Here is a 14,268-nt window from a genome sequence, read left to right on the forward strand (position 1 = left end):
ACTTCGAGAAGACCGTGGAGCGCGGCGGCGGAAAGCATCCGCTGCGCACGCACTCCTATGTCGACCTGTCGCTGTTCCAGCTCATGGCGGGGCTGGAATATGCGTTCCCGGAAACGATGAAGAAACAGAAGCTGCCCTTGCTGCGCGACCTGGCTCGGCGCGTGGCGGACCGGCCGAACATCGCCGCGTACCTGGTCTCGGACCGGCGCCTGCCGTTCAACACGAACGGCATCTTCAGGCATTACCCGGAGCTGGACGGCTAGGCGCGCCGGCGGGTCACTCCGAACCGGGCGGCTTGGGTGCCTTGCCCCATTCGTACACCTTGTAGAAAACGGGACTCACCGGGCCGTTCTTCGGATCATGGATGGGATTTCCCGATTGATCGAGCATGTACGTCTGCGGCACGCCGTTCTTCGGCGTCACCACGACCATGTACGGCTTGCCGCCCATGGTGAACTCGTCCACGTGGGCGCCCCCCTTGTCGTACGAGCGGCTCAGCGTCGGCGGCGGATTGCCCTGCGCGTCGACGCCACCGTCGTCCTGCATGGACGGCAGGGCGACGGACGATCCGGCACTGCGGTTCGCGTCCGACGTGGCCGGCGTGGTCTTGCCGTCCTGGGCCTGGTCATAGGGCACCGGACGCTCGATCGGCTTGAGCCCGGAGCGGTCCTTTTCGCCCGCCTTCACCCCCGGGTCGTTGAGCCCCGGCGGAGGCGGCGCCGGCTTGAACGACGAGGCGTCCTGCGCGGCGGCGGGTAAGGCCAGGGCCAGGGCGAGCGCGGCGACGAGGGCATGCGAGCGGATCATGGGGGAGTCCTCCTTGCGGGACGAGGAGAATAGCAATTCCCACACCTCCGGCCACGTGAACGGACGGTTCGCGCGCGGCCGTGAGAGAATCCGGGGATGCCTACGCTCACCCTCATCGACGGGTCCTCGTACCTGTACCGCGCCTTCCACGCGCTGCCACCCCTGACAAACACCTTCGGCGAGCCCACCGGCGCGCTGTTCGGCATCGTCAACATGTTGCGAACGACGATGAAGGCGGGTTCCGACTACGTGGCCTTCGTCTGCGATGCGCCGGGGCGCACCTTTCGCGACGACCTCTATCCCCAGTACAAGGCCAACCGCCCGTCGATGCCCGACGACCTGCGCGCGCAGGTCGAGCCGATGATGAAGATCGTCGGCGCGCTCGGCTTCCCCATCCTCTGCGTGCCCGGCGTGGAGGCCGACGACGTGATCGGCACGCTCGCCCGGCAGGCCGCCGAGCAGGGCATCGACACCGTCATCTCCACCGGGGACAAGGACTTCGCTCAGCTGGTCGGCGCGCATATCGTGCTCATCAACACGATGAGCAACACCACGATGGACATCGAAGGCGTCGTGGAGAAGTTCGGCGTGCGCCCGGAGCAGATCGTCGACTACCTCACCCTCATGGGCGACAGCATCGACAACGTGCCCGGCGTGGAAAAGTGCGGCCCGAAGACGGCCGCGAAATGGCTTGCCGAATACGGCAACCTCGAGAACCTCTTCGCCAACGCGGACAAGATCGGCGGCAAGATCGGCGAGAACCTGCGCGCCGCGATCCCGCGCCTGCCACTGTCGCGCGAGCTGGTCACGATCCGCACCGACGTGCCGCTGGACCAGGGCCCCGCCGACCTGCGCATGCGCGAACGCGACGTCGAGGCACTGCGCGAGCTGTACACCCGCTACGACTTCAAGGCGGCGCTGAAGGACCTGGACGCGGGCGACACGGCCGCGCCGTCGTCCGCCCCCGCGGCGGCCGCTCCGGCACCTGCCGCATCCACGGTTACGCCGGGCCTTGCCGGCGACGGCGAATACGAGCTCGTCGTCACCGAAGACCGCTTCGCCGCATGGCTCGAAAAACTCGAGACCGCGCCGCTGATCGCCTTCGACACGGAGACCACCAGCATCGATGCGATGCAGGCGGATATCGTGGGTCTGTCGCTCGCCGTGGAGCCGGGCAAGGCGGCTTACGTGCCGCTCGCGCACGACTTCCCGGGCGCGCCGTCGCAGCTTTCGCCCGAGCACGTGCTTGGCGCGCTGAAGCCCATCTTCGAAGATCCGTCGCGGCCGAAGGTCGGCCAGCACGGCAAGTACGACGTGAACATCCTCTCGCACTACGGCATCGCCCTGCGCGGCCTCGTGCACGACACGATGCTCGAATCCTACGTGCTGAACGCCACGGCGACGCGCCACGACATGGATTCGCTCGCCTCGCGCTACCTCGGCTACACCACGGTGAAGTACGAAGACGTCGCTGGCAAGGGCGCGAAGCAGATCCCGTTCTCGCAGGTCGATTGCGACGCCGCGTGCCGCTACGCCGCGGAGGACGCCGACATCACGCTGCGCCTGCATCACGCGCTGTGGCCACAGCTGGAAGCCGAACCGTCGCTGCGCGCGGTGTATTCGGACATCGAGATACCCCTCGTACCCGTGCTGGCGAAGATGGAGCGCACCGGCGTGCTCATCGACGCCAACGAGCTTCGCTTGCAAAGCCAGCAGCTCGGCAAGCGCATGGTCGAGTTGCAGAAACAGGCCTACGCATCGGCCGGCCACGAGTTCAACATGGACTCGCCGAAGCAGCTGCAGACCGTGCTGTTCGACGAGCTCGGCCTGTCCGCGAAGATCAAGACGCCGAAAGGCCAGCCCTCGACCAACGAGGAAGCCCTGGAAGCCATCGCGGACATGCACGAGTTGCCGCGCCTGATCCTCGAATACCGCGGCCTCGCGAAACTGCGTTCGACCTACACCGACAAGCTGGCCGGCATCGTGAATCCGCGCACGGGCCGCGTGCACACCAGCTACCACCAGGGCGCCGTCGCCACGGGCCGGATCAGTTCGTCCGACCCGAACCTGCAGAACATCCCGGTACGCACCGAGGAAGGCCGCCGGATCCGCCAGGCCTTCATCGCACCGGAAGGCTGGCGCATCCTAGCGGCCGACTATTCGCAGATCGAACTGCGCATCATGGCCCACCTGTCGAAGGACGAAGGCCTGGTGCGCGCCTTCCAGGAAGGCGGCGACGTGCACCGGGCCACCGCGGCCGAGGTGTTCGGCGTGCCGCCGGCGGAAGTCACCGCGAACCAGCGCCGCGCCGCCAAGGCGATCAACTTCGGCCTGATGTACGGCATGAGTTCTTTCGGACTCGCCCGTCAGCTCGGCGTGGATCGCGGCGAGGCTTCCGACTACATGGGCCGCTACTTCTCGCGCTACCCCGGCGTGCGCGCCTTCATGGACAGCACCCGCGAGCAGGCGCACCGCGACGGCTACGTGCAGACCCTGTTCGGCCGGCGCCTGTACCTGGAAAACCTGAAGTCGCGGAACCAGGCGTTCCGTGCCGGCGCCGAGCGCGCGGCCATCAACGCGCCCATGCAAGGCACGGCCGCCGACATCATCAAGCGCGCCATGATCGCGGTGGCCGCGTGGATCGAGCCCCGCGACGACGTCCGCCTGCTGATGCAGGTGCACGACGAACTGGTGTTCGAAGTGCGTGCCGATGCGGTGGACGCGGTACGTGCGGGCATAGAGGAACGCATGGCAGGCGCCGCGGTCCTCAGCGTGCCGCTGCAGGTGGACATCGGCGTGGGCGCCAACTGGGACGAGGCACACTGACTGGACGTCCAGACGTAAGTTTTCCGTTAGCCAAATCTGGCCATGAACGGAAGCTGACTTTTTCTGCCCTTCGCTGCAACTTTCGGCACGTTTGCACGTCAATACAAGTGGACGCACGCAACGGCGTCCCATCGGTGGACTCCACCTCCCTGGAGTCACCCTGCGGATGGCCCGATCTTCCCCTGGATCCGGCCTTCCACCGGGCCCCGAGAGCTCCCCTGGCTCTCGGGGCTTTTTTTTTGGAACGCGTGCGCACACGGAACCTGCACATTCGTGACCCCATCCTTCCGCCACAACAAAACGGGAGGAAATCCACATGCGTGCAGGTCTCATCGTCGTCGGCGTCATCCTGATCGGTCTCGGCCTCTGGGTCACCCTGGGCAACGGCAGCTATCGCAAGACCGATACCGTGGCGTCCATCGGCCCGGCCAAGATCGAGGCCACGCATGACAAGGCCATCCCGCAGTGGGTCGGCATCGCCGGCATCGTGATCGGCGGCATCGTGGCCGTGGCGGGGATCGCTCGCAAGAGCTGAGCGGATCGAGGGGCCGGACCCAAGGCGGAGCGGCTGCCGAACCCGGCGCGGGCGCAAACACTCAGGGCGCGCTGCTCCCCCGTTACAATGGGCGGATGGATGTTTCCCACCTGCTCGACTCCCTCAACGACGCCCAGCGCGAGGCGGTCAGTGCTCCGCCCGGTCACTACCTGATCCTCGCCGGTGCCGGCTCCGGCAAGACCCGCGTGCTGACCAACCGCATCGGCTGGCTCACGCAGGTGGAGCGGGTGCCGCCCTGGGCGATCCTCGCCGTCACCTTTACCAACAAGGCGGCGGGCGAGATGCGCTCCCGCCTCGACGGGATCATTCCGGGCGGGACGCAGGGGCTCACCGTGGGCACCTTCCACGGCATCGCCCACCGCCTCCTGCGCCGCCACTGGCGTGAGGCGGGGCTGGTCGAAGGCTTCCAGATCCTCGACTCGGACGACCAGCAGCGCCTCATCAAGCGCGTCGTCGCGGGGATGGGCCTGGACGAGGCGCGCTTTCCGCCGCGCCAGGCGTCCTGGCAGATCAACAACTGGAAGGACGAGGGCAAGCGGCCCGACGCCATCGAGCACCGCGACCATCCGGTCACCCGCACCTTCGTCGAGATCTACAAGGCCTACGAACAGCAGTGCCAGCGCGCCGGCCTCGTGGATTTCGCGGAACTGTTGCTGCGCGCGCACGAGCTGTGGCTGAAGGATCCGCAGGTCCTGAAGCATTACCAGGAGCGCTGGCGCTACCTGCTGATCGACGAGTTCCAGGACACCAACACGCTGCAGTACGCGTGGATCCGCGTCCTGGCCGGCAGCACCGGACAGGCTTTCGTGGTGGGCGACGACGACCAGGCCATCTATGGATGGCGCGGCGCCAAGGTAGAGAACGTGCAGCAGTTCCTGCGCGATTTCCCTGGCGCGAAGACGATCCGCCTCGAACAGAACTACCGTTCCACCTCCACGATCCTCAAGGCCGCGAACGCGGTGATCGCCCGCAACGGCGGCCGCCTCGGCAAGCAGCTGTGGACCGACGGCGGCGAAGGCGAGCGCATCGCGCTGTATGCGGCGTACAACGAACAGGACGAGGCCCGCTTCGTCATCGAGCGCATCCGCGAGTACATCGCCGAGCATGGCAATGCACGCGACTGCGCCATCCTCTACCGTTCGAACGCGCAGTCGCGCAATTTCGAAGAACAGCTGATCCAGCGCGACCTGCCCTATCGCGTATACGGTGGCCTGCGCTTCTTCGAGCGCGCCGAAATCAAGGACGCCCTGGCCTACCTGCGCCTCGCCTCCAACCGCCACGACGACGCGGCGTTCGAGCGTGCCGTGAACACGCCGCCGCGCGGCATCGGCGATCGCACGCTCGACGAGCTGCGCCGCCGCGCGCGCGCCGACGGCAGTTCCATGTGGGAGGCCTCGCTCACCGAAGTCTCGATCGGCTCGATGGCGGGCCGCGCGAAGAACGCGGTGAGGGCCTTCATCGGCCTCGTCGACAACCTCGCGCGCACCTTCGCAGGGCATGGCGAGGGTGAAGAAACACCATCGGCGCTCGACCTCGCCGAGCAGATCGAACACGCCATCATCCATACCGGCCTGCGCGATTTCTACGAGAACGACAAGCGCGGTAACGGCGAAGCGCGGGTGGAAAACCTGGACGAGCTGGTCAACGTCGCCAGCCGTTTCGAGATGACGCCCGAGGACATCGACGCCGGACTCAACGAACTGTCCGCCTTCCTTTCCCACGCCGCGCTGGAAGCCGGCGAGGGCCAGGGCGAAGCATGGGACGACTGCGTCCAGCTGATGACCCTGCACTCGGCGAAGGGCCTGGAATTCCCAGTGGTCTTCCTCGTCGGCATGGAAGAGGGCCTGTTCCCTAGCCAGCGCTCCACCGAGGAGGAGAACCGGCTCGAGGAGGAACGGCGGCTGGCTTACGTCGGCATCACGCGCGCCCGCGAGCGGCTTTACCTCTCCCACGCGGAGTCGCGCCGCATGCACGGCACAGAAATGCTGGCCCGGCCGTCGCGGTTCCTGGGCGAGATCCCGCCGGACCTGATCGACGAGTTGCGCCCCCGCGTGCAGGTGTCCCGGCCGGCCTACGCCGATCGCTTCGCCGCGGCGCCGGCCTTCGAGGAAGCCTCGCCGATCCGCCTCGGCCAGCGGGTCACCCACCCCAAGTTCGGCGAGGGCACGATCGTGAGCGCCGAGGGCGCCGGCGCCCATATGCGGGTGCAGGTGAACTTCGAGGATGCCGGCAGCAAGTGGTTGGTTTACGCTTACGCGAATCTGACCGCGCTTTAGTTTCTGTGGGAGCCGGCTATGCCGGCGATCCGCGGCAGCGGGCACGCTTGCGATAAGCCTCCCATCGCCGCAAAGCGGCTCCCACAAGACGCTGGGGCGGTGCGCAGCCAAGGAAGAAAGGGGGAAAACATGATCGTCGGTATCGACCTCGGCACGACCCACAGTCTGGTCGCGGCCTGGCTGGATGGCGCGCCGCGCCTGATTCCCAATGCCCTCGGCGGCACGCTCACGCCTTCCTGCGTCGGCATCGATGAAGACGGCAGCGTGCTGGTAGGCCAGGCCGCGCGCGAACGCCTGCAGACGCATCCGGAGCGGACGGCCGCACTGTTCAAGCGCTACATGGGCAGCGCGCGCAACGTGCGCCTGGGCGATCGCGAGTACCGGCCCGAGGAGCTTTCCGCCCTGGTGCTGCGCTCGCTGAAGGCGGATGCCGAGGCTTACCTGGGCCGTCCGGTCACGGAAGCGATCGTGACCGTCCCCGCCTACTTCTCCGACGCGCAGCGCAAGGCCACACGCATCGCCGGCGAACTTGCCGGCCTGAAGGTCGAACGCCTGCTCAACGAACCCACCGCCGCCGCGCTGGCGTATGGACTGCACGATGCGAAGGGCGAAGCGCAGTTCCTGGTGTTCGACCTCGGCGGCGGTACCTTCGACGTTTCCATCCTGGAGATGTTCGAAGGCGTGATGGAAGTGCGCGCCAGCGCGGGCGACAACATGCTGGGCGGCGAGGACTTCACCGGCCTGATCGCCGAACTGGCCTTCGCCCAGGGCATCCCCGACGCCGCTCGCAGCGATGCCCTCTTCATGCAGCGCCTGGCGGCCAGGGCGGAGGCCGCGAAGCGCGATCTCGGGACGAACGGGTCGGCCACTTTCGAGATGCGCTTCAAGGATACGGCGGTCAGCGTCGCCGTGGATGCCGACGCGTTCGAGAAGCTGGCGCAGCCGCTGCTCAACCGCCTCTGGCGGCCGATCGAGCGCGCCCTGCGCGACGCCCGCATCCGCGCCGCCGACCTCGACAACGTGGTGCTCGCCGGCGGCGCGACGCGCATGCCCATGATCCGTGCGCTGGCGACACGCATGTTCGGCCGCTTTCCGGCCGTGGGCCACAATCCGGACGAAGTGGTGGCGCTCGGCGCCGCCGTGCAGGCCGGTTTGAAAATGAAGGACAAGGCCCTCGACGAAATCGTGATGACGGACGTGTGTCCCTACACCCTCGGTACGGAGGTGGTACGCGTCCTCGACCATGGCGCGCAGGCGGGCGGCTTCTACGCACCGGTCATCGAGAGGAATACCGTGGTGCCGGTGAGCCGCGTGCAGCGCTTCTCGCCGGTGTCGCCGCAGCAGAAACAGATCCGCATCGGGGTGTATCAAGGGGAATCGCGCATGGTGCGCGACAACGTCTCGCTCGGCGAGGTGGTCGTTCCCCTGACGCCCGGACCGGGCCATGCCGAAGGCGTGGACGTGCGCTTTACCTATGACGTGAACGGGCTGCTCGAGGTGGAGGTGACCGTTGTCGCCACGGGCGCGAAAGAACGCCTGGTGATCGAGAGCAGCGGTACGCACCTGACCCCGGCGGAGGTTGCCCAGCGCCTTGCATCGCTTTCCGCGTTGAAGATCCACCCCCGGGACACCCTGCAGAACCGTACGCTCATGGCGCGCGCGGAGCGCCTCTACGAGCAGCTGCTCGGCGACATGCGGGAACGGCTCGGGCAGCTCATCCTGCGCTTCGAACAGGTGCTCGCGACACAGGATACGCGCAAGATCGCGCGCGACGCCGCCGCCTTCAGCGAAGCGCTGGACAGCATCGAACGCGACTACCGTTTCGCTCCGGACGTGGCGGACTGACATGCACTGGCATCTCGAAGCACTGGGGCTGCCCGCCCATGCCGATCTCGTAGCCGTACGCCGCGCGTACGCGACCGCCTTGCGCGGCATCGACCCGGCCGCCGATCCCGCAGGCTTCGCCCGCCTTCGCGAAGCCTATGAAGCGGCGCGGGCCTGGTGCGAACAGGCGCCCGTGCCTGAGGCATCCCCTCCACCAGCGCAGACCGAGGAGCCGGAAACGGAACCCGCGCCGCCGCAGGAAGCACCGCCGCCGTACATCGATCCGACGGTGACGCTGGCCTGGCGCTTCGCCGCCGATGTCGGGGCGCGCCGGGCGGAGGCCATACCGCAACTGCTCGGGCAAGCCCTGGTGGAACTGCGCACGCAGTACATCGATGCGCCTGGACGGTTCGAGGAATACCTGATCGACCTGCTCGGCCTGCAGCGCATCGGCCATCGCCCCGAGGTGTTCGCGGCAGCGGAAGAACAGTTTCACTGGCGCGAGGTCGGTCACCTCGCCGCCCTCGGCCAGCGCGGTCAGTGGATCGAGCTGGTGCTCGCGCAGCGCGAGGATTGGCTCGCGTTACCGGAGGATCGCCGCCGGGCGTGGCTCGACATGTTCGCCCAGGCGGAGTCCGGCCTTGAGAACTCGCTGCTGCGGCGCTGGCCGGAGATGCGCAGGATCAGCGAGCGCTTCCCGGCGTGGGTGAGCCTGCACGTTTCCGCCGACACGCTGCAGGCGTGGCAGGCGGCGTTCGACGCTCTGCCCGCGTCGACGCAAGAGACTTACCGGCGCATGGCGCCACCTGCCTCGGTCTACTGGCCAAAGCGCCCGGACCTTGCGCAGCGGCGTTCGCGCGGCCGCTCGAGCACGTGGACCGCGGTTGGCTTCGCCCTGTTCCTGCTCGGCAGCAGCGCGCGTTATCTTCTGGATGCGGAAAGGATCGCCCCCACCCTGGTCTCTTCGCCCACGACGTTGTCCGTACCGCATGAAAGCGCGGAGCAATGCGCCGCGCTCTACGTGCGGCTGGACCGGAGCGACGCGTTCGCCGGCCTCGACGACGAGGAGATCGCCGCGCTGAAGACGCGCGGCGCGAACTGCGCACGCGACGGACATTGGCATCCACCGGCGCACTGACGCCACCGGTCCTCGCACACGACCGGCGTTCGCTCTCAGGGAGAGAGTCGCGGCACGCCGTGCTGGTCGCGTTCCTCGACTGCCGTGACGCGCGTATCGATGCGCCGGGCGCGCAGGTCCTCGGGCAGCGCCTCCGTGGTTTCGCCGCGCGCCAGTGCCAGCGCGTTGCGGTAGCAGCGTTGCGCAAGTTCGGGCTCGCCTTCACCGGTATACACATCGCCGAGCGCTTCCCACGCCACGGCGTTCGGCTCGATCGCCAGCGCCCGCTCGAGGTAAGGCCGGGCCTTGCCCCACAGACGCACGCGCACGCACATGCGGCCGAGCGCCGTGAGCAAGGCGGCATCGTTCGGATGCGCGTCCAGCCAGCTTTCGGCGCGGCGCAGCCGTTGCTCGATGTCTTCGGCGCCCATGCCGCCGTAGGTGGCGACGAGTGCGGGCGACCACTCGCGGTGCAGCGCGGTCTCTATTTCGTCCATCGCCGCCATCGTCTGGCCGTAGCGCGCGGCCTGCCGCGCGTACGCGTCGACCGCCGCAGGCAGGCGTCGCTGCCCCTTGGGCAACTGCGACCACAGCGTGGCGAGCGACGCGCCATCGGTCGCGCTCGTGACATACGCGCCTACGACGCGGGACTCGATCTCCGCGTAGCCACGCGAGCCCAGCTCACCGCTTTTCTGCAGCGGTTCCAGCGCACGCATCGCGTTGCGTGCTTCACCGGCGGCGAGCGAGGCCTCGGCGTATTCGATCCAACCGGCCGGCGTGAGCGACCCGGCATTCGCCTCAGGCGCAAGCAAGGTCACGGCTTCGCTCGCCCGGCCACTGTTGCGGAGGTAACGCGCACGCAGCACGCGTGCCGCGCGCGGCGTTTCCTGCGCGGCCTGATCCAGCGTCTCCAGCGCGCGTGCGGATTCGCCATGCCGTTCAGCCGCTTCGGCGGCGGCGAGCAAGGCGGGACCGCGCACCGACGGGTAACGCGCTGCGCGATTGAGGTCGCGCTCGGCTTCGCCGTGGCGTCCCTCGACGAGTGACACGAGGCCATCGGCAAGACGGCGGCGGCTGAGCCGGCGGTGGCGCCGGCTCATCGCGCCGAACGGCCAGCGCAGGATGGTCACGATCAACGCGATCGCCGCCCAGGCGAGCAACAGCAGGGCCAGGGCTGTCACCGCCGTCATCTGCACATTGGTGCCGCGCAGGCGGATGAGCACGTAGCCCGGGTCCTCGGCGACCCAATGCCATGCGAACGCCGCGACGACCGCGACGAAGATCAGGCCGACGATCCAGCGCCACGGTTTCATGGCGTGCCCTCGTGCGGCGCGGCGGCGGTGGCTGCGCGCGCAGGCGCCGCGGCGGAACCGGCGGCGGCGGGCTGCGCCGCGGGCGCGGCGCCCTGCAAGGCGTGCACCGAACGCAGGTTGCGCAGTTCCGTCAGGGCCGCACCGAGCCTGGGTTGGTTGCCGCGAGCCTGGCTGGCCAGGAGCGCGGCGATGCGCGAGCGCGCGGCCTGCACGGCCGGCGCGGCATCCTCGAAATACGCGGCAAGCGCTGCATCGGCGCGCTTCAGCGCGGCCTCGCGGCCCACGTCGTCATACGCGAGCACGGCGGCTTCCGCGTGGGCGATGTCGAGCGCGGCCAGCTCGCGTGCGATGCGCTCGTCGGCAAGCGCCACCGGCGACCCGTCGTCATGGCTCACTCGCACGATGCTGCCGAGGGCGCTGCCGGCACGCTGCCAGAAGCCGGGCTGGACATCGCCCGCCGGCTTCACCTCGTCGCGCTTCAACGGCAGGGTGGGCAACTGCGCACGCAGATCGGCCAGCGTCGAAAGATCGTTGGCCCGCGCGGCGGGCGCGACCGCGGCAAGCGCCTCGCGTTCGGCGGCGAGGTCCTGGCGGACGGCGGCGAACGCGCTGTCGTTGACGGCGGCCAGCGTCTTGTCGGCGAGATCGTAGGCGGAGAGCGCGCCGCTGGCGTCGCCGAACAGGGCGAAACGTTCCTTCGCCATGCGCAACAGCGACTCGGCCTCGTCGAGCAGCATGGCGTCGTGTCCGCTCAGGCTGCGCTCGGAAAGGTTCGCCACGGCGTCCTCGAGGTTACGCATGCGCTCGGAGACGCCGAGCATCTCCTCGCGGGCCGAGCGGTTCACGGCGTCGGCGTCGTTGAGCCGGCGGCGCAGGTTGGCGTTCTCCTCGCGCATGCCGTCCACGCCGGCCTGCAAGGTATCGACCTGCCCGCGCAGGCCGTTGGCCGCGCCCAGGTCCTCGCGCATGCCCCATACGGTCCAGGCGGTGTAACCCGTGGCACCGAGGGCGGCGAGGGAAAAGAGGATGGCGATGGCCAGCGCCCCGCCGCCTCGCCGTGGGACGGGCGAAGCAGGCCGGCGCGGTGTGGCGGGCGAGGGCGCGGCGGCCGGGGCCGGCGTCGCCGGCGAGGGATCGGTCGGAGTGGTCTCGTTCGTCATGGCCGCCATGCTAGCAGGCCATACGCCAACGCACGGTATTCGCGGAGGAAGCGAGTCCCCCGGCTCAGCGGCCCGTGAAGGACAACTCGGCCGCGGCCTTGAGGAGGTCGCTGGGCAGCGCGGAGCGGGCCACGGCGACGCGATCGAAGCCAGCCTCGGTGGCGATCTCCCTCAGGCGCTCGCTGCTGACCACCGCGACGGCCTGGACCAGCTTGCGCCAGGCCGGGGCGATCAGGGCACGGCGCAGGTGCTCGAGGGCCTCGGCGCTGGAGAGCAACACGGCCGAGCGCCGGCCCAGCTTGAGCAGCGGGTCGATATGGCGCCGGTCGATCCGCGGGGCCACCCGGTGATAGACGTGGATTTCCTGCAATTCGGCGCCGCGCAGGGCGAGCTGCTCGCGCAGCAGGCCCCTGCCGCCCGGCGCGCCCACGAGGGCGACGCGCCGCCCGGCCAGATCGGCCAGTTCGGGCATGCCGAGCACGCCCTCGCTGTCCTGGGAGCTTTCCGGGAACGAGGCATCGGGCACGTTGGCCGTCTTCAGCGCCCGGGCCGTGCCGCGCCCGACCGCGATCACCCTGGCCCTGGTGGCGAGCGGGAGGACGTCGGCGGCGAAGCGCACGGCGGCGGGGCTGGTGAAGATCAGCACGTCGCCGTCCAGCGCACGGCGCAGCTCCGCATTCACGCTGGAGGCGTCCTCCGTGGCGCGCAGGGACAGGCCCGGCACGCTGACCGGGATGCCGCCGAGCTTGCGGACGCGCCGTGCGAGGGGGCCGGCGGTACCTGCGGGACGGGTGATGACGATGGTGACGTTACGAAGGGGGAGGGAGCGACTCACTACTGAGAGTCCTGTCTGGCATCCTGCGACTGAGTGTCAGGATAGGAAGGTGGGGACGCCGTCGCCAATGCCGAAGGTTGGGTCTTCACATACGCGTGCGAACGGGGCGCACCGGCCCTTACACTTCCGCGCTTATGCCAACGATCCAAGCCCCTCTCCCCGAGCTCGAGCGATTCATTCGCGACGGCATTCCCCTCGCGCGTGCCATGGACCTGCGGATCGCCGCCTTCGACGGCGACCGGCTGGTCATGACCGCGCCGCTGGCCCCGAACATCAACGACAAGGGCTGCGCCTTCGGGGGCAGCCTGGTCAGCCTCATGACCGTGGCCTGCTGGGCCCTGGTGGAAGCACGCCTGCGCGAGCGCGGTCTGGACTGCGACGTGTTCGTGGCCGATTCCACGGTGCGCTACCTGGACCCCGTGTGGGACGACCTCCGTGCGGAAGCCACGCTCGCCCCGGGCTCCACATGGGAACCGTTCTTCGCCACGCTGGAGGCCCGCGGCCGCGCCCGTGCCGACCTCGCCTGCGTCGTACCCGGTTCCGGCGACAAGCCCGCGGCCAGTCTGGACGCGCGCTTCGTGGCCAAACGCCGGGCATAATGCCGCCCGACGCCCAGATGGAAGCCGCCATGCGCCCGCTCGCCCTGCCCGCCCTCGCTCTCGCTCTCATGGCCCTCGCGGGCTGCGCCACGGACAAGCGCAACCAGGCCCTCAACAAGACCTTGATGAGCTACGCCTCGGCCATCCGCTGGGGCGATTTCGCCGGCGCGCAGACCTTCGTGGACAAGGACTACGCAGTCGAGCATCCCTTGAGCTCGATCGAGCAGGGCCGGCTGCAGCAGCTGCGCGTGACCGGCTACGACGAGGGCTCCGGCCCGAGGCCCGATGGCGACGACGACGTGGTCCAGGTGGTCCAGATCAACGTGGTGAACATCAATACCCAGGCCGAACGCAGCATCGTCGACCGCCAGCGCTGGCATTACGACCGCGAAAAGAACAAGTGGTCGCTGATGACCGGCCTGCCGGACTTCTCGCCCCGCTAAGCCGATATAATCGGGCGTTTACCTCCCTTTGGGACGCGGAAGACCCGATGAACGACGTCATGCAGAAGCTGCCCGCTTTCGTGAGCAACCACGCCTTGCTGGTTGCCGCGTTCGCGGTGATCCTCATCGCCCTCGTCGCGGGCGAGGTCGGCCGGCTGTTCCGCAAGTGGAAGTCGCTGACGCCCGCGGGTCTCACCCAGCTGATCAATCGCGACACCCCGCTGATCATCGACCTCTCCGCCAGCGCGGATTTCGAGAAGGCGCACATCCCCGGCGCGAAGAACGTGGCGATGAGCCAGTTCGACCCGGAAACGCAGAAGGACCTCTCAAAGGCCAAGGAACTGCCGGTGGTGCTGGTAGACAAGGACGGCCGCGGCGTGGGCAAGGCGGCCAACCGGCTGGTCAAGGCTGGCTTCGCGCGCGTGTTCGTGCTCGACGGCGGCACCTACGCATGGCAGACCGCGCAGCTGCCGGTCGTCAAAGGCAAGAAATAACCGGTGTAGGAGCGGACA

The 14,268-nt window shown here is 68.7% G+C and carries 13 protein-coding genes; 9 read left to right on the plus strand and 4 right to left on the minus strand.

Annotation, left to right across the window (positions count from 1 at the left end; translation table 11 throughout):
- A partial coding sequence (locus tag ACR9ZH_RS13665) for a glutathione S-transferase family protein (protein WP_481291306.1) occupies nt 1–263 on the plus strand: 263 nt, incomplete at its 5' end.
- Between the two features lie 13 nt (nt 264–276).
- On the opposite strand, the gene ACR9ZH_RS13670 is transcribed toward ACR9ZH_RS13665, so the two are convergent.
- A complete protein-coding gene (locus tag ACR9ZH_RS13670; RefSeq protein WP_481291307.1) occupies nt 277–807 on the minus strand; it encodes a DUF2782 domain-containing protein in 531 nt (176 codons plus the stop codon).
- Nucleotides 808–903: 96 nt separating this feature from the next.
- Here ACR9ZH_RS13670 and polA point away from each other — a divergent pair, with 96 nt between their 5' ends.
- From polA to ACR9ZH_RS13695, 5 genes are all read left to right on the plus strand, one after another.
- Nucleotides 904–3,633, plus strand: a complete 2,730-nt coding sequence (gene polA, locus ACR9ZH_RS13675; protein WP_481291308.1) for a DNA polymerase I — start codon at nt 904–906, stop codon at nt 3,631–3,633.
- A 316-nt stretch (nt 3,634–3,949) separates the two neighbouring features.
- Nucleotides 3,950–4,168: a hypothetical protein gene (locus ACR9ZH_RS13680; protein ID WP_481291309.1), complete on the plus strand. Its 219-nt coding sequence runs from the start codon at nt 3,950–3,952 to the stop codon at nt 4,166–4,168.
- A gap of 95 nt (nt 4,169–4,263) precedes the next feature.
- On the plus strand, nt 4,264–6,465 hold the full coding sequence (uvrD, locus tag ACR9ZH_RS13685) for a DNA helicase II (RefSeq protein WP_481291310.1): 2,202 nt from the start codon (nt 4,264–4,266) through the stop codon (nt 6,463–6,465).
- Between the two features lie 129 nt (nt 6,466–6,594).
- Nucleotides 6,595–8,310 carry an Hsp70 family protein gene (locus tag ACR9ZH_RS13690; RefSeq protein WP_481291311.1) on the plus strand — a complete coding sequence of 572 codons (1,716 nt, stop codon included), beginning with the start codon at nt 6,595–6,597 and terminating at the stop codon, nt 8,308–8,310.
- Nucleotide 8,311: 1 nt separating this feature from the next.
- A complete protein-coding gene (locus ACR9ZH_RS13695; protein WP_481291312.1) occupies nt 8,312–9,427 on the plus strand; it encodes a hypothetical protein in 1,116 nt (371 codons plus the stop codon).
- Between the two features lie 35 nt (nt 9,428–9,462).
- Here ACR9ZH_RS13695 and ACR9ZH_RS13700 read toward each other — a convergent pair whose 3' ends face one another.
- From ACR9ZH_RS13700 to ACR9ZH_RS13710, 3 genes are all read right to left on the minus strand, one after another.
- Entirely contained in the window at nt 9,463–10,719 is a 1,257-nt protein-coding gene (locus ACR9ZH_RS13700) for a heme biosynthesis HemY N-terminal domain-containing protein (RefSeq protein WP_481291313.1), read from the minus strand.
- Nucleotides 10,716–11,879: a uroporphyrinogen-III C-methyltransferase gene (locus tag ACR9ZH_RS13705; protein WP_481291314.1), complete on the minus strand. Its 1,164-nt coding sequence runs from the start codon at nt 11,877–11,879 to the stop codon at nt 10,716–10,718. The genes ACR9ZH_RS13700 and ACR9ZH_RS13705 overlap by 4 nt, the downstream gene beginning before the upstream one ends.
- 64 nt (nt 11,880–11,943) lie before the next feature.
- Entirely contained in the window at nt 11,944–12,714 is a 771-nt protein-coding gene (locus ACR9ZH_RS13710) for a uroporphyrinogen-III synthase (RefSeq protein WP_481291315.1), read from the minus strand.
- A 134-nt stretch (nt 12,715–12,848) separates the two neighbouring features.
- On the opposite strand from ACR9ZH_RS13710, the gene ACR9ZH_RS13715 reads away from it, so the two are divergent.
- From ACR9ZH_RS13715 to ACR9ZH_RS13725, 3 genes are read left to right on the plus strand one after another with little or no spacing between them, the layout of a single operon-like run.
- Nucleotides 12,849–13,313, plus strand: a complete 465-nt coding sequence (locus ACR9ZH_RS13715; RefSeq protein ID WP_481291316.1) for a YiiD C-terminal domain-containing protein — start codon at nt 12,849–12,851, stop codon at nt 13,311–13,313.
- Between the two features lie 29 nt (nt 13,314–13,342).
- Entirely contained in the window at nt 13,343–13,756 is a 414-nt protein-coding gene (locus ACR9ZH_RS13720; RefSeq protein WP_481291317.1) for a hypothetical protein, read from the plus strand.
- 47 nt (nt 13,757–13,803) lie between these two features.
- Nucleotides 13,804–14,250 carry a rhodanese-like domain-containing protein gene (locus ACR9ZH_RS13725; protein ID WP_481291318.1) on the plus strand — a complete coding sequence of 149 codons (447 nt, stop codon included), beginning with the start codon at nt 13,804–13,806 and terminating at the stop codon, nt 14,248–14,250.
- Nucleotides 14,251–14,268 lie beyond the last annotated feature (18 nt).

This window comes from Luteibacter sp. SVR4-7G, assembly GCF_056755555.1.